General features: G+C 35.9%; 23 protein-coding genes. 16 read left to right on the top strand and 7 right to left on the bottom strand.

What is annotated here, in order from left to right:
- On the top strand, positions 1 to 564 hold the full coding sequence (gene pth, locus NW213_RS00230; RefSeq protein ID WP_154044353.1) for an aminoacyl-tRNA hydrolase: 564 nt from the start codon (positions 1 to 3) through the stop codon (positions 562 to 564).
- Position 565: 1 nt separating this feature from the next.
- Positions 566 to 1,000, top strand: coding sequence for an RNA-binding S4 domain-containing protein (locus tag NW213_RS00225; protein ID WP_154044352.1), 435 nt, complete (start codon positions 566 to 568; stop codon positions 998 to 1,000).
- A gap of 283 nt (positions 1,001 to 1,283) precedes the next feature.
- Here NW213_RS00225 and NW213_RS00220 read toward each other — a convergent pair whose 3' ends face one another.
- The 6 genes from NW213_RS00220 to NW213_RS00195 all read right to left on the bottom strand — a co-directional run bounded on the left by NW213_RS00220 (position 1,284) and on the right by NW213_RS00195 (position 9,930).
- Positions 1,284 to 4,655 (bottom strand): DUF2723 domain-containing protein, encoded by a 3,372-nt coding sequence (locus NW213_RS00220; RefSeq protein ID WP_258321479.1) that lies wholly within the window; start codon positions 4,653 to 4,655, stop codon positions 1,284 to 1,286.
- A gap of 181 nt (positions 4,656 to 4,836) precedes the next feature.
- The gene (locus tag NW213_RS00215; RefSeq protein ID WP_258321478.1) at positions 4,837 to 6,006 is read right to left on the bottom strand and encodes a helix-turn-helix transcriptional regulator; all 1,170 of its coding nucleotides are present in this window, start codon (positions 6,004 to 6,006) and stop codon (positions 4,837 to 4,839) included.
- 126 nt (positions 6,007 to 6,132) lie between these two features.
- Complete coding sequence (locus NW213_RS00210; RefSeq protein ID WP_258321477.1) at positions 6,133 to 7,764, bottom strand: hypothetical protein; 1,632 nt, start codon at positions 7,762 to 7,764, stop codon at positions 6,133 to 6,135.
- A 35-nt stretch (positions 7,765 to 7,799) separates the two neighbouring features.
- A complete protein-coding gene (locus NW213_RS00205) occupies positions 7,800 to 9,083 on the bottom strand; it encodes a hypothetical protein (protein WP_258321790.1) in 1,284 nt (427 codons plus the stop codon).
- A 212-nt stretch (positions 9,084 to 9,295) separates the two neighbouring features.
- Positions 9,296 to 9,712 carry a putative toxin-antitoxin system toxin component, PIN family gene (locus tag NW213_RS00200; protein ID WP_204394394.1) on the bottom strand — a complete coding sequence of 139 codons (417 nt, stop codon included), beginning with the start codon at positions 9,710 to 9,712 and terminating at the stop codon, positions 9,296 to 9,298.
- On the bottom strand, positions 9,709 to 9,930 hold the full coding sequence (locus NW213_RS00195) for a hypothetical protein (RefSeq protein WP_154044345.1): 222 nt from the start codon (positions 9,928 to 9,930) through the stop codon (positions 9,709 to 9,711). Before NW213_RS00195 ends, NW213_RS00200 begins: the two co-directional genes overlap by 4 nt.
- A gap of 171 nt (positions 9,931 to 10,101) precedes the next feature.
- Here NW213_RS00195 and prmA point away from each other — a divergent pair, with 171 nt between their 5' ends.
- The 14 genes from prmA (at position 10,102) to NW213_RS00125 (ending at position 21,323) form a co-directional block, all read left to right on the top strand.
- The gene (gene prmA, locus NW213_RS00190; protein ID WP_258321476.1) at positions 10,102 to 10,947 is read left to right on the top strand and encodes a 50S ribosomal protein L11 methyltransferase; all 846 of its coding nucleotides are present in this window, start codon (positions 10,102 to 10,104) and stop codon (positions 10,945 to 10,947) included.
- Between the two features lie 767 nt (positions 10,948 to 11,714).
- Complete coding sequence (locus tag NW213_RS00185) at positions 11,715 to 12,077, top strand: hypothetical protein (RefSeq protein WP_154044343.1); 363 nt, start codon at positions 11,715 to 11,717, stop codon at positions 12,075 to 12,077.
- A 1-nt stretch (position 12,078) separates the two neighbouring features.
- Positions 12,079 to 12,741, top strand: coding sequence for a hypothetical protein (locus tag NW213_RS00180; RefSeq protein WP_154044342.1), 663 nt, complete (start codon positions 12,079 to 12,081; stop codon positions 12,739 to 12,741).
- Positions 12,742 to 12,795: 54 nt separating this feature from the next.
- Complete coding sequence (locus tag NW213_RS00175; RefSeq protein ID WP_258321475.1) at positions 12,796 to 13,107, top strand: hypothetical protein; 312 nt, start codon at positions 12,796 to 12,798, stop codon at positions 13,105 to 13,107.
- Between the two features lie 72 nt (positions 13,108 to 13,179).
- Entirely contained in the window at positions 13,180 to 13,422 is a 243-nt protein-coding gene (locus NW213_RS00170; protein WP_154044340.1) for a hypothetical protein, read from the top strand.
- Between the two features lie 58 nt (positions 13,423 to 13,480).
- Entirely contained in the window at positions 13,481 to 15,235 is a 1,755-nt protein-coding gene (locus NW213_RS00165) for a P-loop NTPase fold protein (RefSeq protein WP_154044339.1), read from the top strand.
- An 81-nt stretch (positions 15,236 to 15,316) separates the two neighbouring features.
- Positions 15,317 to 15,472 (top strand): hypothetical protein, encoded by a 156-nt coding sequence (locus NW213_RS00160; protein ID WP_258321474.1) that lies wholly within the window; start codon positions 15,317 to 15,319, stop codon positions 15,470 to 15,472.
- A 140-nt stretch (positions 15,473 to 15,612) separates the two neighbouring features.
- Positions 15,613 to 16,761 (top strand): EcsC family protein, encoded by a 1,149-nt coding sequence (locus NW213_RS00155; protein WP_154044338.1) that lies wholly within the window; start codon positions 15,613 to 15,615, stop codon positions 16,759 to 16,761.
- Between the two features lie 238 nt (positions 16,762 to 16,999).
- On the top strand, positions 17,000 to 17,554 hold the full coding sequence (locus NW213_RS00150) for a DUF4230 domain-containing protein (RefSeq protein WP_258321473.1): 555 nt from the start codon (positions 17,000 to 17,002) through the stop codon (positions 17,552 to 17,554).
- Positions 17,555 to 17,564: 10 nt separating this feature from the next.
- Entirely contained in the window at positions 17,565 to 18,179 is a 615-nt protein-coding gene (locus NW213_RS00145) for a DUF4230 domain-containing protein (protein WP_258321472.1), read from the top strand.
- Positions 18,180 to 18,184: 5 nt separating this feature from the next.
- A complete protein-coding gene (locus NW213_RS00140; protein ID WP_258321471.1) occupies positions 18,185 to 19,177 on the top strand; it encodes a DUF6175 family protein in 993 nt (330 codons plus the stop codon).
- Between the two features lie 10 nt (positions 19,178 to 19,187).
- Positions 19,188 to 20,279, top strand: coding sequence for a hypothetical protein (locus NW213_RS00135; RefSeq protein ID WP_258321470.1), 1,092 nt, complete (start codon positions 19,188 to 19,190; stop codon positions 20,277 to 20,279).
- A 115-nt stretch (positions 20,280 to 20,394) separates the two neighbouring features.
- Positions 20,395 to 20,949: a hypothetical protein gene (locus tag NW213_RS00130; protein WP_154044332.1), complete on the top strand. Its 555-nt coding sequence runs from the start codon at positions 20,395 to 20,397 to the stop codon at positions 20,947 to 20,949.
- Positions 20,946 to 21,323 carry a hypothetical protein gene (locus tag NW213_RS00125; RefSeq protein WP_204390663.1) on the top strand — a complete coding sequence of 126 codons (378 nt, stop codon included), beginning with the start codon at positions 20,946 to 20,948 and terminating at the stop codon, positions 21,321 to 21,323. Before NW213_RS00130 ends, NW213_RS00125 begins: the two co-directional genes overlap by 4 nt.
- 224 nt (positions 21,324 to 21,547) lie before the next feature.
- Here NW213_RS00125 and NW213_RS00120 read toward each other — a convergent pair whose 3' ends face one another.
- Positions 21,548 to 22,888 (bottom strand): MFS transporter, encoded by a 1,341-nt coding sequence (locus NW213_RS00120; RefSeq protein WP_258321469.1) that lies wholly within the window; start codon positions 22,886 to 22,888, stop codon positions 21,548 to 21,550.
- Between the last annotated feature and the right edge of the window lie 24 nt (positions 22,889 to 22,912).

Here is a 22,912-nt window from a genome sequence, read left to right as displayed (position 1 = left end):
ATGAAATATCTGATAGTAGGACTGGGAAATATCGGTGATGAATACCGTAATACCCGTCACAATATAGGATTTATGGTATTGGACGCCTTGGCTAAGGCGTCCAATATTATTTTTAGCGACAAACGTTATGGCGCTGTAGCCAACTTGTCGTTGAAAGGACGTCAGGTGATATTGTTAAAGCCGTCAACATATATGAACCTAAGCGGAAACGCTGTCCGATATTGGATGCAGCAAGAAAAAATCCCTTTGGAAAATGTTTTAATAGTAGTAGATGACCTTGCCTTACCTTTAGGAACGCTTAGACTGAAAGGTAAAGGTAGCGATGCCGGTCATAACGGATTGAAACACATTGCTGCTACATTGGGAACACAAAACTATTCACGCTTACGCTTCGGTATAGGCAACGATTTTCCTAAAGGTGGACAAATAGACTTCGTTTTAGGAGAGTTCGATGATGAAGCTAAGAAAATCCTTCCTGAAAGGATTGAACTGGCAGACGAAATAATCAAAAGCTTCTGTCTGGCAGGTCTGAATATTACAATGAACCAATATAACAACAAATAAAATGGCTGAAGCAAGAATTGACAAATGGTTGTGGGCTGCCAGAATTTTCAAAACAAGAACTATTGCAGCAGAAGCTTGCAAAAAAGGCAGAGTGAGCATTAACGGAGCACAAGCCAAGCCATCAAGAATGATAAAACCGGGAGATGTTATAAACGTAAAGAAATCTCCTATCACATATTCATTCAAAGTATTGCAAGCCATAGAAAAACGTGTCGGTGCAAAACTTGTTCCTGAAATAATGGAAAACGTAACATCTCCTGAACAATACGAACTTCTTGAGATGAGCAGGATAAGCGGTTTCATAGACCGTGCAAGAGGAACCGGACGTCCAACCAAAAAAGACAGACGAAGTCTTGACGAATTCTTTACTCCTGAATATTTCGATGATTTTGATTTCGATCTGGAAGATGAAGAAAACGAAGAAGACGAACAATAAATCAGAAAATATAAAATGACAAAAGCCGTATCAATAATATCCATGAGCAATGATATTAAGATACGGCTTTTCAGCGATTAAAGATATAGAATGAAAATATATGGGTGTTTTTGTGTTACATTGCAAAGATAGGGATTATGGACAAAGGAAGGTGAATTCCATGATGTACATATAGAATATCTATTACACTGATTTACAATACATTGATAAATTATATGATGTACATATCAGAAAACGCCCATTATATTTACATGAAATAATGAATATTTTATCAGGAATATTTTTATTCCATATCGCCAATCCTTTTTTTCATTTTTCCGACAAATTCGGCATAATCTTTCATACCAAGAATATTAAATCTTTCTTCAGAAATACTCAATGCTTCATTATATTCGCTATCTACCAAATCCGGATCTATACTATACAGCGTACGCAAAAGCTTATCCGCGTATAATATAAAATCGGTGTCTGAGAACGATAGATACCACAAAACATATTCCATACGGTTCTTCATGATATCAGAATAGATATCTTTATTAAGAGAGGAATCAGAAATCAACGCCAAACGGTCGGCACATGAATATTCGTCCAAGAGAATATCATTATTTGATATTTCGTCAAGGCATCTGGCTGCCATGGAAGAACTGCGTATTGTATCGCCAGTAGATTGCATCCATTCGGCAGCACCACAAATCATCCTCTGCATGGTGATAGCCATACGTCTGTTGGTTTCATCGAAATAGACCGTATTATCAGACATGTTTCCATATGAATACTTGTTCATTATATTCTCATAACATCTGTCGGCATCTACAGTTTTATTGAGTTTTCGTGCATTAAACGGAACAATCCTTTGGGCCATTCCTTCCAGCACCAGATAATCATCCAAATCAAGATACTCGCTTATCTGCATTGATTTGGCTACATAAAGCGGCTGTTTCCAATTGCAATTGCTTATCAGATCGGCAAGTATTACACCGCTTCGCGTAAGATACGACTTTCCCTTGAGACTGACAGTCATTGTTTCCGGTATATCAACATTTTCCGGAATGTACATACCTGAACACCTTACGGCATCAATGTCTATACTGAAATGTATCTCATCAGTAGGAATACATCTCATAGCCTCATCCTCGGAAGTAAGCCAATAACGGACAATATTATTCCACTCCCACGGGTCTTCTCCGAAAGGGAACTCTCCAGGATGAGACTTATAATAAGCTTCTATCTGTTCCTTTATACGATACGGTTTTCCATCATCTGAATAGCCTACAACAGGATTTACACGCACATAATCATTCACTCCATCCCTATAATATTCTCTTGGAAACGAAACAGGCAAGGCTGGTGAATTATAGGCCGGTCGGCACATCTGATCGACATACCATCCTCCTGTGAGATACATAAGATTGCACACACGCACATCTGTACGCACACCTTCCACCTCCTGCGCATACCAAAGAGGGAAAGTCTCATTGTCACCATTTACGAAAAGTATCGGATTACCCTCTTCCTGAAGTGTATTCAGGTAGTTATATCCCATGTCGCGGCAAAGATAACGATCACTTCTGTCATGGTCATCCCAGGTCTGGGAAACAATCAGCAAAACAAGCCCTGTGCACATCATTGCAGAAAGAGAAATAGCAGTCCAAGGCTTGATTTTTCCGGATATTGACCTGATACAATTGAAAATAGATGCCGCACCAAAACCAATCCAGACAGCGAATGCATAAAACGAACCGGAATAAGCATAATCCCTTTCGCGTGGCTGTACAGGAACCTGATTAATGTATAAAACGATAGCCAGTCCTGTCATAAAGAACAATATCATCACTATATTGAACTGACGTTTTCCTTGAGAGCCACTCCTCCACTGCCACAAAATACCCAATATTCCGAATATCAACGGTAATGCATAATAGACATTCCTTCCCTTATTGTTTTTCAGGGATGAAGGAAGAAACTCATTATCAAGAACTCTAAGTTTATCTATAAAACCAATTCCAGTTATCCAATTACCCGCTATTTTATCACCATAACCCTGAATATCATTTTGACGGCCTACGAAGTTCCACATAAAGTACCTCAGATACATATAATTAATCTGATAAGACAGGAAATATTTCAAATTATCCATAAAAGTAGGAACAGTTACAGAAACATTCTCTCCTCTTGATTTATCATAATAAGTAACCTGCTTACCTTTCATTCCACCGGGTATCCAGGACTTATATTGCTCTGCATAAGTTTGGCTGTACATGCGTGGAAAAATCATACATGTCACATCCTCATACTTTGGCTTCATCTTTTTTCCTGTTATGACATATTTCTCGTCTTTGCGGCTTTCTGCAGAATCTGTAGTCCAGTCCTTTCTCCTATATATATTCTCAGTTTCCTTATAATCATAAGCCAAATACCCGTCTTTTTCCTTCAAGGCATTCACCGATGCAAAAGACTGGCCATAAAGCAAAGGAGTATCACCATACTGTTCACGCCCAAGATAATCGCGAAGCGTAAAAGGATCTTCCGGTGATTGCTGATCCATAGGAGTATTATCCGATGAACGTATCAATATTATGGCATACGAGCTGTAGCCGACAGTAAGCATAAGAATACTGAAACTTACAACATACGACATTCTCCATAGTTTATCGAGGCTAATCTTCTTAAAGAAGAAGAGCATAATCAGAGCTACTATAAATGAAAGACAAAGCGTAAAGACAATATCTCCATGGAGAGTTATGCCAAGCATCATTATAGAAAGAAAAATAAAGAACAATGCAATGCGTACATTACTCCTTCTGACACTTTCGATACATGACAATACAAGCACAATGAAAAGCGAGACGGAATAAGCTATCATGCCCGTATCATATCCGGCATCCAGGGTGTTGGCAAAAAACAGCTCAAAAAGCCCTGCCATTTTCATCACTCCTGGAATAATTCCGTAAAGCACTATTGCTATCACCACCATACTTAGTAAAAGTGCCAAAAAAAGTCCCCGTAAACCGGTATTTGAGAATTTACGATAATATATAACCAGTCCTACAGCAGGAATACACAAAAGATTCAGCAAATGTACACCTATTGACAATCCGATAATATACGACATAAGCACAATCCATCTGTCGGAAGAGACGCTGCCGGACTCTTCGTCCCACTTCAGGATAATCCATACTGTAAGAGCTGTGAGAAAAGACGAGAAAGAATATACCTCACCCTCTACTGCCGAAAACCAGAAAGTATCCGTAAAAGCATACGCCAGAGCTCCGGTAAATCCACATAGCATAATCAATGCTACCGAAGACGGGGAATATTCACTCCTAGATTTACCGGTACATATCAGCGACGACGCAAGATATGTTATGATAAGAAACAAGAAGAATATACATCCGGCACTGAGAAGTGCGTTCATCACGTTTATGCAATATGCAACATCCTGAGGCGAGGAAGCAAAAAGAGAAAACACATTTCCTGCCAACATGAAAAAAGGAGCACCAGGCGGATGACCTACTTCAAGTCGCGATGCTGAAAGAATAAACTCGGGACAATCCCAAAAACTGGCGGACGGTTCTACAGTGATTATATAGACCACAGCAGAAATCAAAAATGCTATAAATCCGCAAACAAGATTCACTCGTTGATATTTACACATAACTTTCTCTGTTTTTTCAGACAAAGTTAGCGAGCTTCTCCATTTACATTGATAATATCTATACGGACATCTTTATGTCAAGAATCAGTGCATATTCCACTATAAATAAAGCACTTATAAAATAATCCCGTAAAAATCGATGCAGACATTACCGATTCTGAGCCTTATCAATACACATATATCAGGCCATCTGAGCGGGAATTTCAGAAACACGTCCCGTTTCCATTTTCTTTTGTATTCTGAATTTTGCTTTTGTTATGGAGCCCGGTGATATCCCATAAAATACAGCCAACTGTCCGGTTGTAAATCCAAGTTTCGTCAGGCAACTAATCTCCCGGTCACGTTCTGTCAACCCGCATGCCGTATCCAGACTATCGGAAAATCCCGGATACAATGTTTCTGCCAATGAAAAAAGGCTATCCCATTCATCTGTACTCTTTACAGGCATGTATGAAGGCGAAGACTTCATCTTGTTCATCAGAGCCACCGCAGATATATTCTTATCAGAAAGCAACCGTTCCTCGCGCATCTTCAATTGTTCCTCCTGTCTGCATAAGTCCAATTCAAGATTATCATAATAAATTCTCCTGTCTATACCATTTTGTATCGCATCAGTAAGATTATTTTCAGCTTTCCTCCTTCCACGGTAAAAGAAAAAGGACAAAGCAGAAAGCATGCCTACAATAAATATGACAGAAGCCGCATTAACAGCACTACTCTTTTCTGCATTCTCTTTTCTCAACAAAGCCTTCTCATGCATGAAATCAGCCTCCAGCAACATAAGCTGTTCCCTGCATTTCAGGTTTCCAATAGTATCAGCCTTCACCGTATTGACGATAGAACTCCAATCATCCTTTTCGGGATTAAACGAATCCAGTCCATAGTCATCCTTGAAAACATATTGCAAACCTTTTGCAAAAGAAACACTACGGTACTTGTCTATAAAATACACTGCTGTATCCTTCTGGTTAAGCATCATATAGTCAAGTCCCAATCTTGCCGCAGACTCACACAAGAGTTTATCATCATCCATTCTTCTCGCTATATTGTATCCCTCACGATGATTCTCTACTGCCTTCTCATACATTCCGTATCTGAAATGAAAATCTCCCAGTCTTGTGTATGCTGAAACTTTCAATACTGTGTCCTGTCTTTCCTTCAGCATATCAATAGCACTCAGGTAACATACCATAGCTTTTTCAGCATCCCCTTCAGCTTCATAAGCCTTTGCCTGGTCAAACAGCAACGTTATATCATACGAAGTATCATCAGTCTGACTATTTCCGTAATTACACGAAATGAAAATACAAGATAGCAGGAATGAAAATATAAATGATAAAAGATGTCTCATAGAATACAAAACTTATATACAATCGCAAATGTAACATTTATCTCCGTATATACAAAAAATCATCCGACTTGACATAACGTCAAGCCGGATGAAACAAAAGATATTGTATATGAAAGATGAAAATGATTAGAATCTGCAACCTACAGTAAATAATACCTGATGACGGTTATGATCGACCAACGCAGAATTGTTTCTGTCAACAACAGTAACTCCATCGCCTGCAAACTTATAATCGTCGAACATATAGAAATCTGATTTATAGAAATCGTACTTATAAGCCACATCCGCATACACAATCCTGCCACTGTAGCCAAGTCCCAAGGTTATTGTATTACGTGCCTTGATATTATGATATTCCGGATCGGTACGTGTTTCGTCAAACCAGATATATTTATCGTTCATTGTTTCTACATTTGGCACATAACGGACAGAACCTTCTTTGAATGCAGAAGTTACATAGTTATATCCAGCACGGAAACTGAACGACGGTGTAAGCATAGCTTCCATACCGAGTTTCAATGTATGTACTCCTTTAAGATACTTATCTGTAGCAATATTTGAACTGGAAAGATCATATCCATTATAATCCTTGTAATTTATATACGAATAGTCAGAATATTCATATTCTGCTCCTACAGCCAATACACCACTGAATGTAGTACCCATGTTCACATTAAATTTCCACGGCGTACGCATACGGTAATCCCACACATAATCCGGATTCAGATAGTCCGAAAGGTTTTCAGTATAAGGTTCAGACATTGCAAATATATCCGTACTTAATGTTGATGTATATCTGTCTGTCAACATATACCAAACAGGTGTATGTACTGCAAAACCTATTCTGAAAGGAGAATATTCAAACGGACGCGCGATAAAACCGAACTTCAGGTCATAACCTGTTCCCTGAGTGCTAAACCAATTGTTCAATGTAAAGTTACCGTTATCCGCTCCATTATCATCAAGAAGAGTTTCAGAATATGAAGAATAACGTTTATAATTTACATCATACACTCCCAATGTCACACCGAAATAGTATCGGTCCTGAACATTGAACGACATATTGAAATCATACTGGTTGATACCACCTTCTTCACGGCTATAGTATTCACCCATATCGCCGTTCCATCCCATCATATAGAATCCCTGCTCATCTGTTCCGCCATCAACAAGTCCTGTTCTGGCTCCCATTGCACCAAGGAATGGTGTTCCATAAAAATATTCAGATGTATATGGATTGTCAGCATCGAGAACATTATCATAGCTTTCCTGCGATCCGTACCCTGCACCAATCATCATGTCAGTCATCTGCCAACTTAAAGAAGAACCATTCAAAGCGCCCTTCGAAGTAAATTGCCTGTTAAAGTTTGCAGCCTTATGATAATTGAATCCAAAGTTTAGATATCTCAAATTAGTCTTATTACCAATCTTGTTTGAATATACAAAACCTATCTGATCGAATGAAGCTTTAGTACGGCTGTCATTCACTTTGGTGCCATTAAATGTGCTGCTTGTCATATTCTTGTTAAAGCCAAACGAAGTTGAGACATTATGACTTCTGAACAACGCTATACCTGCCGGATTTGTTCCTATGACAGATATGTCGGCTCCCAAAGCTCCCATTGCACCACCCATACCAACAAAACGCGCTGTTCCGTTAAGCTCAGTACCGGTGATACGGGCTGCATCATATTGTGTTTGTGCAAACAATGCCGATGCTGACATTGTCAATACAGCAAAAATATTTATTCTTTTCATTGTGTTGAAAATTTATAGGAAACAACTTATTATAATTATCTGCGACGACTGCTGCCACCACTTGAACGTGTAACAGAGCCTCCAGATGATCTGCTATAACTACTGCTGCTTCTATTGAAACTGCTACCGGACGAACCTGTGTTTGAACGCTGATATGTGCTTCGCGTATTGCTGTTATTATAATAGTTCGAGCTGCGTCGTGTACTGCTAGGACGATTATAGTTAGAGCCTGTTCTGTCTATATTAGTAGCACTGCGTCGTGTATAATTTCCGGTATTAGGACGAGTGTATGTATTGCTTGAATTTACACGTGTACCTGTACTTGTTCCAGTCGTTACGCCTTGATTCCTTATAGCAGTTCTGCCCGGTCTTACAGACTGAGTAGCCTCACCTCTTGTATTACTTCCAGTCACCACTCTACCTATAGACGAACGTCTGGCAGCCGTATTGGCTCTGTTTGTTGTTATTGCAGACGAAGAAGGCTGTGGACGTCTGGTATATGACGATCCTGAACCGACAATAGAACTACCTCTGTTATATGACTGGTACCTGCCTGGTCTGTAGTCAGTATGTCCTGAGCGATACCATCCGCTGTTCCACCCATAATATGGATAATGATGGTGATGATACCATCCAGGTCCCCAGTAACCACCCCAGTAGCCACCCCAATAACCTGCATACCATGGTGAATACCATCCACCATAATACCAAGGAGAGTACCATGGAGAATGCCATCCAAAGCCAAATCCCCATTCTGGGCCATAGAAACCGTATGACCATCTCCAGTCCCACCACAAACGATTGGTATATGTAGGGAAGATATAAGCATACATGCCATCGTCATAAACATTCCAGTCCCATGAAGGGAAAGCACCATAAACTACATCCCAATAAAGAGGACTACTTATAGGTATGGCATATCTCGGATTACGGAAACGTACTATTCTCATTGCATATTCATAGTCCATGTCCGAACCCTGGAAACCGTTTACCCACTCACCACGTTCATTATATGGTTTTTCCTCAATATATAGAGTATCATTATCGTATGTAAAAGTATTGTCGCGCGATGTATATCGGCGGTTATACTCGTCAACATCACGTACATTTCCCTTCACATCTTTCACAACTATAGCCGTATTCGACGGCAGTTCGTTCACCGTTTTGTTTGAGACTTCCTTAGGTACCACTCCAACCTTCTGACTAACCTCAGTCTTTTTCTCCTTCTTTGGGATAAAATAAAGGTCGTCAGTACTCTGCGCCATTGCCAACCACGGCAGGAAAGCAAACAGCATGGAAGCCAGTACTTTTCTTCTCATCTTCATATCTTTATTTTTTTAGTTTATAGGTTTAATACATCATACTTTTATTCACGTACAAATATAATATGGTAATATCATACTATGTATAGAAATTCCCTAATATATCATAGGGATTTCCCTATTTTGAGTTTATACAATAAAAATATAGTCCTACCATATCACAATAATAATATGATAAGACGATATAGAATCATAGATAGAAAAATCCTTTAGTAATTGGCTATTTCTGCTACAAATTTTTCCAATCTTACGACAAAGACTTTAGGAAAAGGAATTGTATCCAGAACGCGAAAATGAGCATCCTCACTTACTATATAATCAGCACCCGACACTATCGCACAATCAACAAATTTATTATCATCAGGATCTTGTTCTATAAGACGAAAACGAAAATGAGGCGTAAAAAAACGAGTATAAGGACTACGGGCTATCGCATTTACAATATTATGAGCTACAGCTTCATTCGCTACTCTACATATAATCTCTTGATACTCTTCCAAAATTTCATTTGTAACACATAAAATATACTTTCCATCTCGAAAAGCCTGCCATGCAGAACGATACGGACTATGAATAGACAACATTTGTACCAAACAATTGGTATCCAATACAATTAACCTGTTCATTGCTTATATGGTGTACGATAATGAGCATTACTTAAATCCTTTAATGTCTGTTCATTCCATTGACCAGATTCCCATAATTTTTCCATTTCTTCATCTGCACGCTTAGCATAATACTCAGATATCACATGCTTAAGTTCATCCAACTCCTTTTCCGAACGCACATTTGCCATAATTTCAAGCATCTCAAGTTGAGCTTTATTAAATACAGTTCTTTCCATATATATGACATTTTAACAGTTCATTTATGCGAAGATAAACAATTAATCCGAAATATAGTATATTTAAATTTATTATTTCACAATATCAAGATAAACAAAGGTAAACAACATTATTATGCCATTCATTCTTTTATTATCTTTGCGTCATAAATTAAACAAAAATATCCACATATGAAATACTTTGAAGTTACATTTTCCGCTAATCCATGTAATGAAACTATTACAGACATCCTTTCTGCACTTACAGCTGAGATTGGTTTTGAAAGTTTTGTAGAATGCGAAGGAGGCATGCAAGCCTATATACAACAGTCACTTTTCGACGAAGAAGCACTCAAAAACATAATAGCAGACTTCCCTATTCCGGATACAAAGATAACATACACCATCACAGAACCTGAAGACAAGGACTGGAATGAAGAATGGGAAAAGAACTTCTTCCAACCTATAGTAATAGAAGACAGATGCGTGATACACAGCACTTTCCACAAGGACTATCCTAAGGCAGAATACGACATAGTAATCAATCCACAGATGGCTTTCGGAACAGGACATCACGAGACTACAAGCTCTATACTTGGCGAACTGCTTGATGCCGACCTGAAAGGCAAATCTGTACTCGACATGGGATGCGGAACTTCAATCTTGGCAATCTTAGCAAGCATGAGAGGTGCAGACCCGGTAACAGCTATCGACATCGATGACTGGTGTGTAAACAATTCGCGCGATAATATAGCACTCAACAACATCAACAATATTACAGTGGAATTAGGCGACGCATCACTTCTCGAAGGACGCAAGCCATTCGATGTAATAATAGCAAATATCAACAGAAATATCCTCCTGAACGATATGGCTGCCTATACAGCATGTATGCACAAAGGCTCGGAAATATACATGAGCGGATTCTATGTACAGGATATAGATGCCATCCGTAGCAAAGGGGAAAGCCTCGGACTCAAGTTTGTACATTACCGCGAGAAAAACAACTGGGCTGCAGTGAAGCTTATAATGGAATGATAATTTCTACCGAACGGGCAGTGAACAGTGAATGGACGCTCAGCGAACATTTTCCGGACTGATACTTTATAAGAAATAGAGGTTCTTCTTATGTTATTAAATAGCATTTAAATACTGCTTAAATAGCGTTTAAATAGTGTTCGAATAGCGTTAGAATGTCATTCGAAGACCATTAGAATATTAAAAAACTTTTTTTAAGAACAATTTGTAATATCAGAAAACGCACAATGAAAGTATTCCCTCCTTCATCATTATGCGTTTTTCATTGTTCAGCACACGTTCACTGAGCGTTCAGTAAACGTTCACTAATAAATAAATGGACTAATTTGGACTGTACACAATACATGAATTAATCATATTTTTGAAAAAATAAATACCAACAGAGCGTAATATTAACAAAAAACGTTATATTTGCAATGTTCGACTGGAGAAATGGTTGGACGTAAAGAAAGCGTTTTTTGCTTTTATCCTATAACTGAAATCGCCAATTTCTAAAAGCAGAAGGATAAAGGACAATATTACGCTCATTTTCTGTTTGTATATGTATCCGGTATGGTGTCTCCATATCGGTCGATACTACATTCAGGCGTGGGTAAATTGTCTTTGTTCATTTCTGTTGGGTGTTTGGCGATACCTAGTTATAATGGACTGCAGGACAAGCCTCACGCCTTTCTTTGTATATAATCTTAAAATCTGAATTCGGAGGCTTATAGGGGGAATAAGCTGAAAATCCCTTACTAGAGTAGGTATAACTTAAATATATTGTTATGGGCATAATAAATAATTTATTAGACAATTTCAAGAATGCCGAATTTACTGTAGCTCCTCAGAAAAAATTAAAAACAATCTCATCTGATTTCAAGAAATCGTTTGGTTTAACTTTGGTTTTCTACAAAGGCATGAAAATAGCTGATGGAGAATTAACATTGGCTGCTTTAAATCAAAAGACTACTAAAGAAGTAAAGAGTTCTGCTGATGGAATGAAAATAAAGGCTAGTATGAAAGTGGGTGAAGTAGAAGAACTCTTTAATAAGAATTTTGGATTAAAAGTACAGATAAAGGATCCTGCTGGTTCTAAATTTGTTCCAAATGAAATAACAATAGGGCAGGCAGCAAGAGGTGAATATTAGTATGGAAAGTTTATTGTCAGTAGTCAAAAAAGATATTCACAGTTTTTTAAAACAAAATAATGAAATTCTTTTTAATGAAAGAGACTTTCAAATGCATCTTGCTTTGTGGTTAAAAGAATCAACTAGCAACTATGATGATGTCGATGTAGAGTATTACGTACCACATAATGAACTTAATGATTATGTTTGGGAAAGTGAATTACGATTAGATATCGTTGTAAAGAAAGATTGTGAATATTTACCTGTAGAAATTAAGTATAAAACTAAGAAGGTTGAGAGTAAAATAGAACGTTTTGGGGAAATGCTTCAACAAAATGTAACTGTTATAAAAAATCAGAGCGCACAAGATATTGGTAGATATAGTTTTTGGAAAGATATTAAGCGATTGGAACAGGTATGTGAAAGGTTTAATAACATTAAAAATGCTATTGCTGTATTTTTAACAAATGATGATTCTTATACAAAAGAAAGCTCGTTAACGTCCAATTGTTTTCATTTTAATATGAATGAAGGATTTCATAGTACAAAAAAGCAATGGTTAAATTCAGAAACAACTTGTGCAAAACAATATAAATGTTTTGAACTTAATAAAGAATATTGTATCAATTGGCATATTAAGGAAATAAAAGAAATTAAATTCCATTATTGCATAGTTGAAATTTAGTATGATGTAAATAATTGTTATTAGTAACTGGTAGTAATTTTAAAAGTTATAATTATGGCAGAATTTAGTTTAGATGGTCGTATGACAGTAAAAGGCTTGAAAGAGAATTTTAAAAAATGTTTTGGAGCTTCATTAAGAGTTTATACAACAACATCTTGTAAAACATTTGCAGATGATAAAGCGACTTTAGCATCAATAAGAAAAGCTGACGCAAAAGGTGGAACATTAACTGTTGGAGGAAATTTAAGAGTTGGAAACTTTGAAAAGAAAATAGGTGAAATGTATGGTATAGGTGTTCAAGTTTCAGATCCTGAAGACAAAAAGCTTGTAGACAACGATTTGACACTTGCCGCTGCAGGAAAATAAAACTGTTGTCTGATAATAAATCTAAAAATATGACATGGTAAGTACGTTTACCATGTCATTATAAACAATACTATGAGCAAAGAATATTATAAAAAGAAAATTATAGATCTGCGAGCAAGTATAACTAAGGAGAAGGAGGCAAAGAAGAAAGATAATGAATATTATACAAGAATGATAAAAAATACTTCTTCTCCATTATCTAAAGCAAGTTATAAAAAATATAAAATAGATAAAGCCGCCTCTCATGACAGAAGAGTGGAAGAGCTTAAAAGGCAGATTGAAAGTGCGAAAGAATCACTTAAAAGGTCTAAATAACCATAGCACTTTAAATAAAATATCAAACTACATCAATCTTTATTAAATAGAATAAGAAATGAAATCAAGTATAATAGACGTTCCTAGGCGTCATGATCAGGAAGACCTTTTTGGAATAAAAATCTATCAGGACGCATTAATACAATACATTAAGCTTACTGATACACCTATTACAATAGCTTTGCAGGGTGAATGGGGTTCCGGTAAAACGTCTCTTATGAATCTTCTTCGCTGGAATCTGTGTGATATCGATAATGCGCAGTTCTTTCCAATATGGATTAATACATGGCAGTATTCACTTATGAAAACTCCTGCTCAAGCTATAATATCAATACTTGATGGTATTATTAATCAAATCGGTGCACTTAATCCGGCACATAAATGGGAAGAGAGTAAAAAAAAGATTGGTGGACTTTTTAAAAAGATAGCTTCGGTAGGAACTAAGGTAGCTATTAGTACTGTAGGAGTTGACGGAGAAGCTATTGACGATTTATTTGGTTCAGATAATGGTCAAAGTGATATTTTACAGTTGAAAGAAGAAATCTCAAAATTAGTGGAAGAATCACTCAAGAATGATTCGACAAGAACAGGTTTTACTTTCTTTATAGATGACCTTGATAGAATTGATCCGCCAGTTGCAGTTGAAATTCTCGAGTTATTGAAAAACATATTCGATCTTGAACATTGCATATTTATTTTAGCCATTGATTATGATGTAGTGATAAAAGGCCTAAAACCTAAGTTTGGTGAGCTTACAGACAAGAATGAACGTGAATTCAGATCTTTCTTCGATAAAATCATACAGTTACCATTCTCAATGCCTGTAGCTAATTATAACATTGATGCTTTTTTAGTTGACGCATTATCAAAAATAAACTTCTTCACAGAAGAGGAAATGAAAGATAATGCTATTCAAGAATCTGTTTCTGAACTAGCAAGACTATCAGTTGGTACAAATCCACGCTCCTTGAAAAGATTGACAAATACGCTGTCATTGATATCAATAATAAACACAGGTATATCGAAAACAGGAGCAGAGGACATAGCCAATAAATATAAAGTAATAAATTTCGGGCTTGTATGCATGCAGATTGCTTATCCATATATCTACAACCAGTTAGCAGAGGAACCAGATTTTAAACAATGGAATGAGACAATTGCAGCAAAGCTTAAATTACGTTCGTTGACACCAGAAGAAAAGATAAGTTTGGATGCTGCAGAAGAATTTGATGAAGAATGGGAGAAAATTGTTTTCCGTATGTGTCAAAAAGAAACCCATTTGAGCAATCGCGTGTTTCAAGTGTCACAAATGCTCAATAAAATAGCTGAGATGATAAAAGATGACAACAGTATTGGCAAGGTTATAGAAGATACAATCGAACTTTCAGCTGTTACAAACCTTAAGGCATTTGATACACCTAAAAAGGTACATGTGTTTAATAGAGATACAAACAACTACAAATTTGATGGAAAAGAATATAGTGTTAAGGTAGAGTTGGTCCGTGACGTAATAAGAAAATATATAAAAGATCATCCTGGAACAACAAAAGCGATGTTACAGGCGGCCTTTCCTATAAAGAAAAATATGGAAACTGTTTTCATGGGAAAAGACACATATATAGAAAAGCAAGCCGCAGGAAAACTGAACTTCATAAAGAAGAATGCAACAGATTCAGACTTTATAGAAACTGCAGATGAACCTATTATTATATGTTCAAACTGGCCAACTACTTCACAAGGAAAGCCAGCTGAATTTTCTATCTTTTTAGAAATAGTAAACAAACAATTAGGCTATCCTGTAACACAAGCGTAATAATGTATTAAAGTGAGGAAAGTACTTACTAAAAAATATTTTCCTCACGATATTAAAATAAATAACATAATTTATCACATTATGAAAATACCAGGAGTATCTTTCTCACTCAAAAGAGCTATTGGAATTACTGCATTAAAGCATAAAGTAGCAAGAAAGACGGGAATACCAACTACAAAACAGGGATTGGAGAGGAAAATAGGAGGAGCAATTCTTAAATTCATTTTTAAGAAATAAATTAATGCAATGCGTAAATCCGGCGTTGAAGATGATTCTGCAATATTTAGCCTTTGTAAGGTAAATAAAATAAATGTTGTTGAAAATGGTTCTGAATCAGAATTCCGTGTGATATTATAAATTTACCAAGATTTTATATTATGACATTATTGAGAATTAAAAATTTACTTAACAGTAGAGAACAGATAGGCGAAGCAGTAAAGAAGACTACAGATTGTATTACCTTATTTAAGGAAAAATTAAGTAATAAAGAGAAAAATGGGATTGAAGCTGAAGTCGAAGAAATTTTAAGTGAAGAGGTTAAAGAAGATAAATCTAATAAAATGCTGCAAGTTCTGGACTGGGCTTACACTAAAGCAAATAGTGACATACCAGGTTTGGGAACTTCATCAGAAATGGCAAAGAAATATCTTGACAAGGAGGGTGGAAGTGTGATAAAAGCTGTTGACTCTATGGTCAGATGGCAAATAACAGCAGCAGCTTCAACTGGATTTGTAAGTAGTTTGGGAGGATTAGCAACTATGCCACTTACATTGCCCGCAAATATAGCTGGAGTAATGGCTATTCAATTGCGCATGATTGGAGCTATAGCAGAACTTGGCGGATATCACGAAGAATCAGAAGAAAAGAAAACAGGTATGTATCTTTGTCTATTAGGCTCTCAAGCTGGAAATGTATTGTCAAAGACAACATCACAATTTACTATTAAATTTACCACTGCTGCTTTAAAAAAACTTCCAGGTACAGTACTGACACAAATAAACAAAGCTGTAGGTTTCAGACTGTTTACTAAGTTCGGGCAGACAGGACTTGTAAATATAAATAGAATGATACCTATATTAGGAGGTGTTATCGGTGCGAGTGTTGATGCTCTTTCTACATATGCCATAGCAAAAGCGGCAAAAGCACTTTTTCTAAATGAAATTATAGATTTTGAGAAGCAGGAACTTATTGAACAGGAAAAGGTGAAGATACTGATCAATATGGCATTAGTTGATGGAGAATACAGTGAAAGCGAAGCTGAATTCTTATACAATTTAACTAACACTTTAAATATCTCTGATAAGAATAGAGATGGATTGTATAAAATGATACAACATCCCAAAACCCAAAATATAAATTATGAGTTGTTTAAAGAAGATATTGTACTATCTATGACTATGATGTCATTACTATCAAAACTTATTATACAAGATGGAAAAACAGAAAATTCTGAACTGGTATATTTAAAAATGGTCGGCAAAGGATTGGGATTTACTCCTGAACAGATTGAAGATTTATGCAAATAGAAGTTATTCAAGTTTCTTATTCTCAAAATATATTTTTAAATAAAAAGACAAAAATGGATTAAATATAATCATCTATTTTTATTATTAAAAATCAAAGATCAGGTAATACGCGTTCAGAATATCTTGAACTCAAGACTGATGGAAATATTAGGTTATATGATTCTTAAAGAGATATAAATCAATAATTTACAAATATTCAATACTGTTGCATTTTCAATTTAAAAGGAATTACATCAATATGAAAAATTACAAATCAGTTTTAGTATTGTTTTCATGTTTGTTTATGTTTTCATGCAATGACATAAACAAGCAGATAGAAAGCAAAATACAAAAGGTTACAGAACTATCGGAGTTAGGTTCTGTGGAATATACAGTGAAGAAAGTTATAAAAGCCAATGATATAGGCGAATGGTATAAAATCGGAGATAGAAAGATTTTGTTCAATTGCACTGCATATCTTAAGGCTGGTATAGACCTTGAGGGGCTTGGCATTGAGAATTTCAAAATTGACCAATCCAAAAAAGAGGTTGTTATTACACTTCCACATGCCAAGCTTTTATCCATTGATATGCCGACAGATGAAACAGAACTGGTATATGACCAGGTCTCGTTGTTGAGAAGTGGGTTCACTGCAGAAGAAAGAACTATGCTTCTTAGACAAGGACAACAAGATATCATTTCTGATATAGAGAATATCGGTATACTGAAGGAAGCAGAAAACAATGTTTCCGATTTCTTTAAAGCAATGATGTCTCAAATGGGATTCAAATCTATTATTGTTAACTTCGAATAATTAAATAGTTATGATAAAATATGTAATAAAGATTCTGGTTCTGGTTGCGATACTTGGAGTAGCTGCTTTTGGAGCATATAAATTGGGTCTGTTCGGCAATAGTGAATTAAAAATTGACAAGACCGCCAATGTGGTGGAAGATATTAAGAGAATAGGCGAATTTTATAGTACTTGTTATTATGAAGAACTTGTTATAAAAGACTTTAAGAGCAGTGAGTTCAATAAATCGTATATAGGAGACTTGTTTAATACTGATTTCAAGGATGAAATTGTAATTATAGCAAATGGTAAAGTCAAAGCTGGATTTAATCTGGCAGAATTAGACAGTAATGATTTGGTTGTAAATGAAGATTCTATATCTATTACCTTGCCTAAAGCTGTGGTCTTTGATGTAATTCTTAATCCTACAGATTATGAGATTTATGTTGAGAACGGAACATGGTCTCATGAAAAAGTAGTTAAACTTACAGAAAAAGCAAAGGATAGGATATTACAAGACGCATTAAATTTTGGAATTCTTGAAAAAGCTGAGAAGACAGGTATGCTTAAACTTGGAAATCTGTTCAAATCTATGGGTTTTAATTACGTTTATATTTGCATTGATAGTATAACAGCACCTTTTTAGAAAAAATGAAATACCTTTACTATATATTATTGACTCTAAGTTTTGTTTCGTGCGGACAGAGAAACAAGAAAAAAAATATTACTGACATCAATATCACTGAGAATAATGACAACACTGTTAACGTTATCAATCAGGCAAAACCTAAATTGATGATTATTCCGAGCGACAGGATGTTAAAGGATGAAAAATGTCTGGCAATAAAAACATTCAATGGAAAGGAAACAATTATAAGGGATATATATGGCTTCATCGTGAAAAGTGAGAAATCAAATAGTATCGTTTCTGCCATACAAAAGTATTTTATACATATAGGATATCCTCTTAATGACCTGGAACAATCACTTAAATCCATTAACAATAAACAGATTCTAGATGAAGCCGATAATATTGCTAAGGACGCTAAAACACTTCTAATCAATACAGTTTTACCCGATATGATACTGGAACTTGACTACCAAGAAAATGTTATAACAGGAAGGACTTCAAGAAAATCGTATATCAATATAGCATTGTCAGCCATAGATGTATATTCCGATAAAGTCATTGCCGTATCAAATAAAAATAATCTTGATATGAGTTTAGATGAATACTTGGAAAAAGGAATTACAAAAGATTTGGAAACACTTGAGCCTCAGCTAAGAAACTATTTCACTGATATCGTAGCTAACGGTAGGGAAATCTCATTTAGAGTTACTCTTAGCAATGACTGCCCAATCAATTTATCGGACATGTATAATAATGAAGGAGATACATACTCTGACTGGATTCGCCGCTGGGTAATAACAAATGCTAAAAATGGCAGCGCAAATATGGTATCAAATACAAAAAAAGAAATGGCATTTACCAATGTAAGAATATCAAATGTAATGGATGATGGAACTCAGTTTAATGCATACGAGTTTGCAGGAAAGTTCAGAAAAGAATTCTTCAAAACATTCTCATTACAGTCAAGCAACAATTCTCAAGGATTAGGTAATGCATTAGTAATCATAAATTAATCACTTGTATATGAAAAAGATTATCCTATTGTTTGGTATAGTTTTATGTGGAGCATGTTCGGAAAATAAAAAGAACAATAAGCCGACATTCAATCCGACTACACAAGAAACTGTTGTAACTAATAAAATATCCAATATCACTAAAACTGTATCTCCAATTAATGGCAATATTGCACTAAGCGTTATTGTACAAAACAATCTGCCATCAGAAAGTGCAGAATTACTGAAATCAAAGATTATAAATATTATAACACATAATGGTATAGCATCACAAGGCGTTAATCCACAAATCATAGTTGCTCCGACTTTGACAGAAACCAGCTATTATATAACCTCTACCATACCCCAAAAACATAAAATTAATTACAGTGTAATAATCTATATTGGAAATATTCTGACAGGAGAAATATTCAATTCAATAAACAAAACGCTTATTGGAGTGGGCGATTCAAAGGAATTGGCTACTATAAATGCCATTTCTTCTATCTCTACAAATGATACAGATATAACAAATCTCATTAGCGGAACTGAACAAAAAATCATCAATTATTATAATACTAATGGAGAATTGTTACTGAATGAAGCTGTCGGATACATTAATAATCATAAATATGAAGAAGCATTAGCTATATTAAATTCAATACCAAATGAATGTCAGGAACTATATAGGAAATCTTCTAAAATGAGGTTTGATGCTATAGAAAAATATATGGAAAATAACTCCGATATAATGCTGAATGACTTTAAAGCGACATTAGGAACAGAAAGAGATAATATTGGAGGATTTTCTGAAAAAGCTATGGCTATATACAGGAATATACCATCGGATTCGAAGGCCAAAAAAGAAGCCGACAAAATATACTCTGAATATATAAAAAGCCTTAATCCGGAAGCTAAGCTAAAACATGAGCAGGACATGAGGGAATGGGATTCAACAATGAAACAGCTCGACAGACAGTATGAATTGGATATGTATAAAACAGAAATGTCAACAAAAGTAGCAATAGAAGGACAGACTACTTTGTTAGAAAAATACAAGAAAGATGTAAACTACGAGAAAATGAGCTGGTTAGGTAAATTATTCTATTTTGGAAAGGAATAAATTCATGAATAAAATAGGGTGTCTGATTGCTTTCTTTATTTTTTTAGTCATTGCCATAATTTATGACTGTGTTGATAGTAACAGAAGAAAAGAAGAAAGAGAAAAATACGATTCTTTGGAAAAAAGATTAATGGAATATGTAAATGAAAACGATTTTGAAACGGCATATAAGATTATGAACGAGGAAGGTATGAATATTGACTATGTGCCTATTGCTGAAATCGACTACATGATAAAGAACAAAGATTTCATTTTTGCTTTAAACATTTCCAAAGACAGACTAAAAGATGAAGGTTATTACGCAAACTCTGTATTGGAGAACTTAATCTATATTTATAGTAATGGAGGGGAAGAAGATGTAATAAAAGCTATGTCGCTTATTAATTATCCTCTAATAAATAATGCATCTCCAAGATATTGGGCTGGTACTGGATATTCATCAATCATGTGTCATTGGGCAACCGACGAAATAAATGAAATACATAGCAAGAATAATAATGCCATAAAAAAGCTATTGATACATTTAGACTATCAAGGAGCAGAATTAAGCCCGAAGTTCAAGAAAACTTTAGTTGCTCTACTACTACCTTCTACATCTTACGATGGTGACGATGTAATATATAATTACGATGATGCTAACAAAATATGTAAAGAATTCAGACTAAAATGAAAACATTACTCTACATTCTTGCCAATGGCATATACGCATTCCTTACCTTATCAATATTTTTAGGATATTTTGCATTAAAATATTGTAGTTACACAATATCTGATAATGGTGAAGATATAAATCTTTTAGGAAAAGTTATTTTCATTGCTACATGCATTATAGCAATAATAATGTCTATACCAATAGGTATATTTGCTTACAAGAACTTTGATGAAGTTTTATCAAGAAGTGACAAGTACAGGTCAAGCAAAGTAGATCTTATGCAGAAAAGAATAAAACACTCATTTGGCATTGCTATAGCCAGCTTTTTTACTTTAGTGCTTACTATTCCAAGTATATGCATGTTTGTACTTTCTGTATTCATAAAAGAATAGAATAGATACAACATTAAACACTGATTAAACATCATTTAAATACCGTTTAAAAACTATTAGAGAAAGGATTAAAAAAGCTTTGCAAAACCTTTGCAAGAATATTGCAAACCTTACCCATAATAATAAGACGCATAACGAATGGCCTCAGAACCCATTCATTATGCGTCTTCTCCTTTTCAAAATATGTTCACTGCCCGTTCAGCAGCCGTTCACTGAACAGAATATCATTTTCCACTCTTTGTAGCCTTAGCATAAATTATAAGCGCAATAGCCGAAATGGCACCAATACCTGTAAACCAGTACCAGATGTAATGCGCGTTTGCGGCATCGGCTTTCCATGCTTCTACGGAATCATACAGTGCAGGGTCCGGACAATATGCGGTAAGAAGAATACCTGACAAACCGAAACCTATTACTGAGGCAAGGAATGAGTGCAGATGGCTGAATCCTAAATAGAGTCCCTCCTCGCCTTTCGGTGCCTGAAGTGAGAAGAATTCCATATATCGCGGAGAGATGAAACACTCGGCAAGTGCCTGAACGGCAATTCCTGCAATCATCATCACTGTTATAGGGTGCATACCGAAAATATCTCCACCAAAAAGATTTCCAGACGCCATAATCAAAGCTGAAAGAGGTATGAGGAACATTCCTACCGCCATAGATGTCAACGCTTTGCGTTTTGCCATAAGCTGGGTTATTATATTAACAAAGATTACAACCACAAACGGATTCACATTGGCTATCCAGCCCGGTTTTGCGATCTCACCCGCCATGCGTATTACATATTTCGGCATTGTAGCGTACATCTGATGCTGAATCATCCAGAAACCTGTAACTATAAGTATCAACAGAAGCAGACGTCCGTTGGTGAACACCTTACCAAGTCCGCGGAACACTTCAACCATACTCTTTCCCTCGCCTGACGTATTGGCAGAATGGAAAAAGAAGAATATTGTCAGCAATGCCACAAAACAGAGGGTGGCAGAAAAGAAATTTATATAGATATATGCCTCATCGCCTACCACTGAACGCAACGGATCGACTACACATTTTCCGGTAAACGCCCCGATATTGACCATCATATAGAAAATGGAATATCCACGGGCACGGGTTTCAGAAGTAGTTTCCCTTGCTACTGACGCAGATATGATAGACTTGATAAACGAGCCGCCTATCACCAATATAATCATTATAGGAACGATAAGCATACGCAAACCGCTTGTCTGAAGTCCGGTGAAATGTGTCTTTTCGCCATACTCAACTAATCCTGCTGATTCGAGCATGACAGGAAGCATACCCAAGCCTAAGTATCCTATGGTAAGCAAAGTAAAGGCTATCAGTATTGCCTTACGGTAACCTATCTTGTCAGCAAAAGCTCCGGTGAACATAGGCAGGAAATAAAGTCCTCCGGAGAAAAGACCTGAAATAAGACTCGCTTCAATGTCGTTGAAGCCTAATGTGTTGGAAAGATAAAGTGTAATTACGATAAAGATGGCATAATAGGCCATACGTTCAAATAGTTCCGACAAGTTGGCTGTCCAGAACGCACGAGAGAATTTTGTCATCAATTAAAAATGTATTTAATGGTT

Source organism: Bacteroides sp. ET336, assembly GCF_024733815.1.
GTDB classification, from domain to species: Bacteria; Bacteroidota; Bacteroidia; order Bacteroidales; family Bacteroidaceae; genus Phocaeicola; species Phocaeicola cellulolyticus.
This window is presented reverse-complemented; position numbering and strand designations above follow the sequence as displayed.

Coding starts and splice junctions, on each gene's coding strand:
- pth (WP_154044353.1), top strand. CDS start 1: ATGAAATATCTGATAGTAGGACTGGGAAATATCGGTGATGAATACCGT.
- NW213_RS00225 (WP_154044352.1), top strand. CDS start 566: ATGGCTGAAGCAAGAATTGACAAATGGTTGTGGGCTGCCAGAATTTTC.
- NW213_RS00220 (WP_258321479.1), bottom strand. CDS start 4,655: ATGTGTAAATATCAACGAGTGAATCTTGTTTGCGGATTTATAGCATTT.
- NW213_RS00215 (WP_258321478.1), bottom strand. CDS start 6,006: ATGAGACATCTTTTATCATTTATATTTTCATTCCTGCTATCTTGTATT.
- NW213_RS00210 (WP_258321477.1), bottom strand. CDS start 7,764: ATGAAAAGAATAAATATTTTTGCTGTATTGACAATGTCAGCATCGGCA.
- NW213_RS00205 (WP_258321790.1), bottom strand. CDS start 9,083: ATGAGAAGAAAAGTACTGGCTTCCATGCTGTTTGCTTTCCTGCCGTGG.
- NW213_RS00200 (WP_204394394.1), bottom strand. CDS start 9,712: ATGAACAGGTTAATTGTATTGGATACCAATTGTTTGGTACAAATGTTG.
- NW213_RS00195 (WP_154044345.1), bottom strand. CDS start 9,930: ATGGAAAGAACTGTATTTAATAAAGCTCAACTTGAGATGCTTGAAATT.
- prmA (WP_258321476.1), top strand. CDS start 10,102: ATGAAATACTTTGAAGTTACATTTTCCGCTAATCCATGTAATGAAACT.
- NW213_RS00185 (WP_154044343.1), top strand. CDS start 11,715: ATGGGCATAATAAATAATTTATTAGACAATTTCAAGAATGCCGAATTT.
- NW213_RS00180 (WP_154044342.1), top strand. CDS start 12,079: ATGGAAAGTTTATTGTCAGTAGTCAAAAAAGATATTCACAGTTTTTTA.
- NW213_RS00175 (WP_258321475.1), top strand. CDS start 12,796: ATGGCAGAATTTAGTTTAGATGGTCGTATGACAGTAAAAGGCTTGAAA.
- NW213_RS00170 (WP_154044340.1), top strand. CDS start 13,180: ATGAGCAAAGAATATTATAAAAAGAAAATTATAGATCTGCGAGCAAGT.
- NW213_RS00165 (WP_154044339.1), top strand. CDS start 13,481: ATGAAATCAAGTATAATAGACGTTCCTAGGCGTCATGATCAGGAAGAC.
- NW213_RS00160 (WP_258321474.1), top strand. CDS start 15,317: ATGAAAATACCAGGAGTATCTTTCTCACTCAAAAGAGCTATTGGAATT.
- NW213_RS00155 (WP_154044338.1), top strand. CDS start 15,613: ATGACATTATTGAGAATTAAAAATTTACTTAACAGTAGAGAACAGATA.
- NW213_RS00150 (WP_258321473.1), top strand. CDS start 17,000: ATGAAAAATTACAAATCAGTTTTAGTATTGTTTTCATGTTTGTTTATG.
- NW213_RS00145 (WP_258321472.1), top strand. CDS start 17,565: ATGATAAAATATGTAATAAAGATTCTGGTTCTGGTTGCGATACTTGGA.
- NW213_RS00140 (WP_258321471.1), top strand. CDS start 18,185: ATGAAATACCTTTACTATATATTATTGACTCTAAGTTTTGTTTCGTGC.
- NW213_RS00135 (WP_258321470.1), top strand. CDS start 19,188: ATGAAAAAGATTATCCTATTGTTTGGTATAGTTTTATGTGGAGCATGT.
- NW213_RS00125 (WP_204390663.1), top strand. CDS start 20,946: ATGAAAACATTACTCTACATTCTTGCCAATGGCATATACGCATTCCTT.
- NW213_RS00120 (WP_258321469.1), bottom strand. CDS start 22,888: ATGACAAAATTCTCTCGTGCGTTCTGGACAGCCAACTTGTCGGAACTA.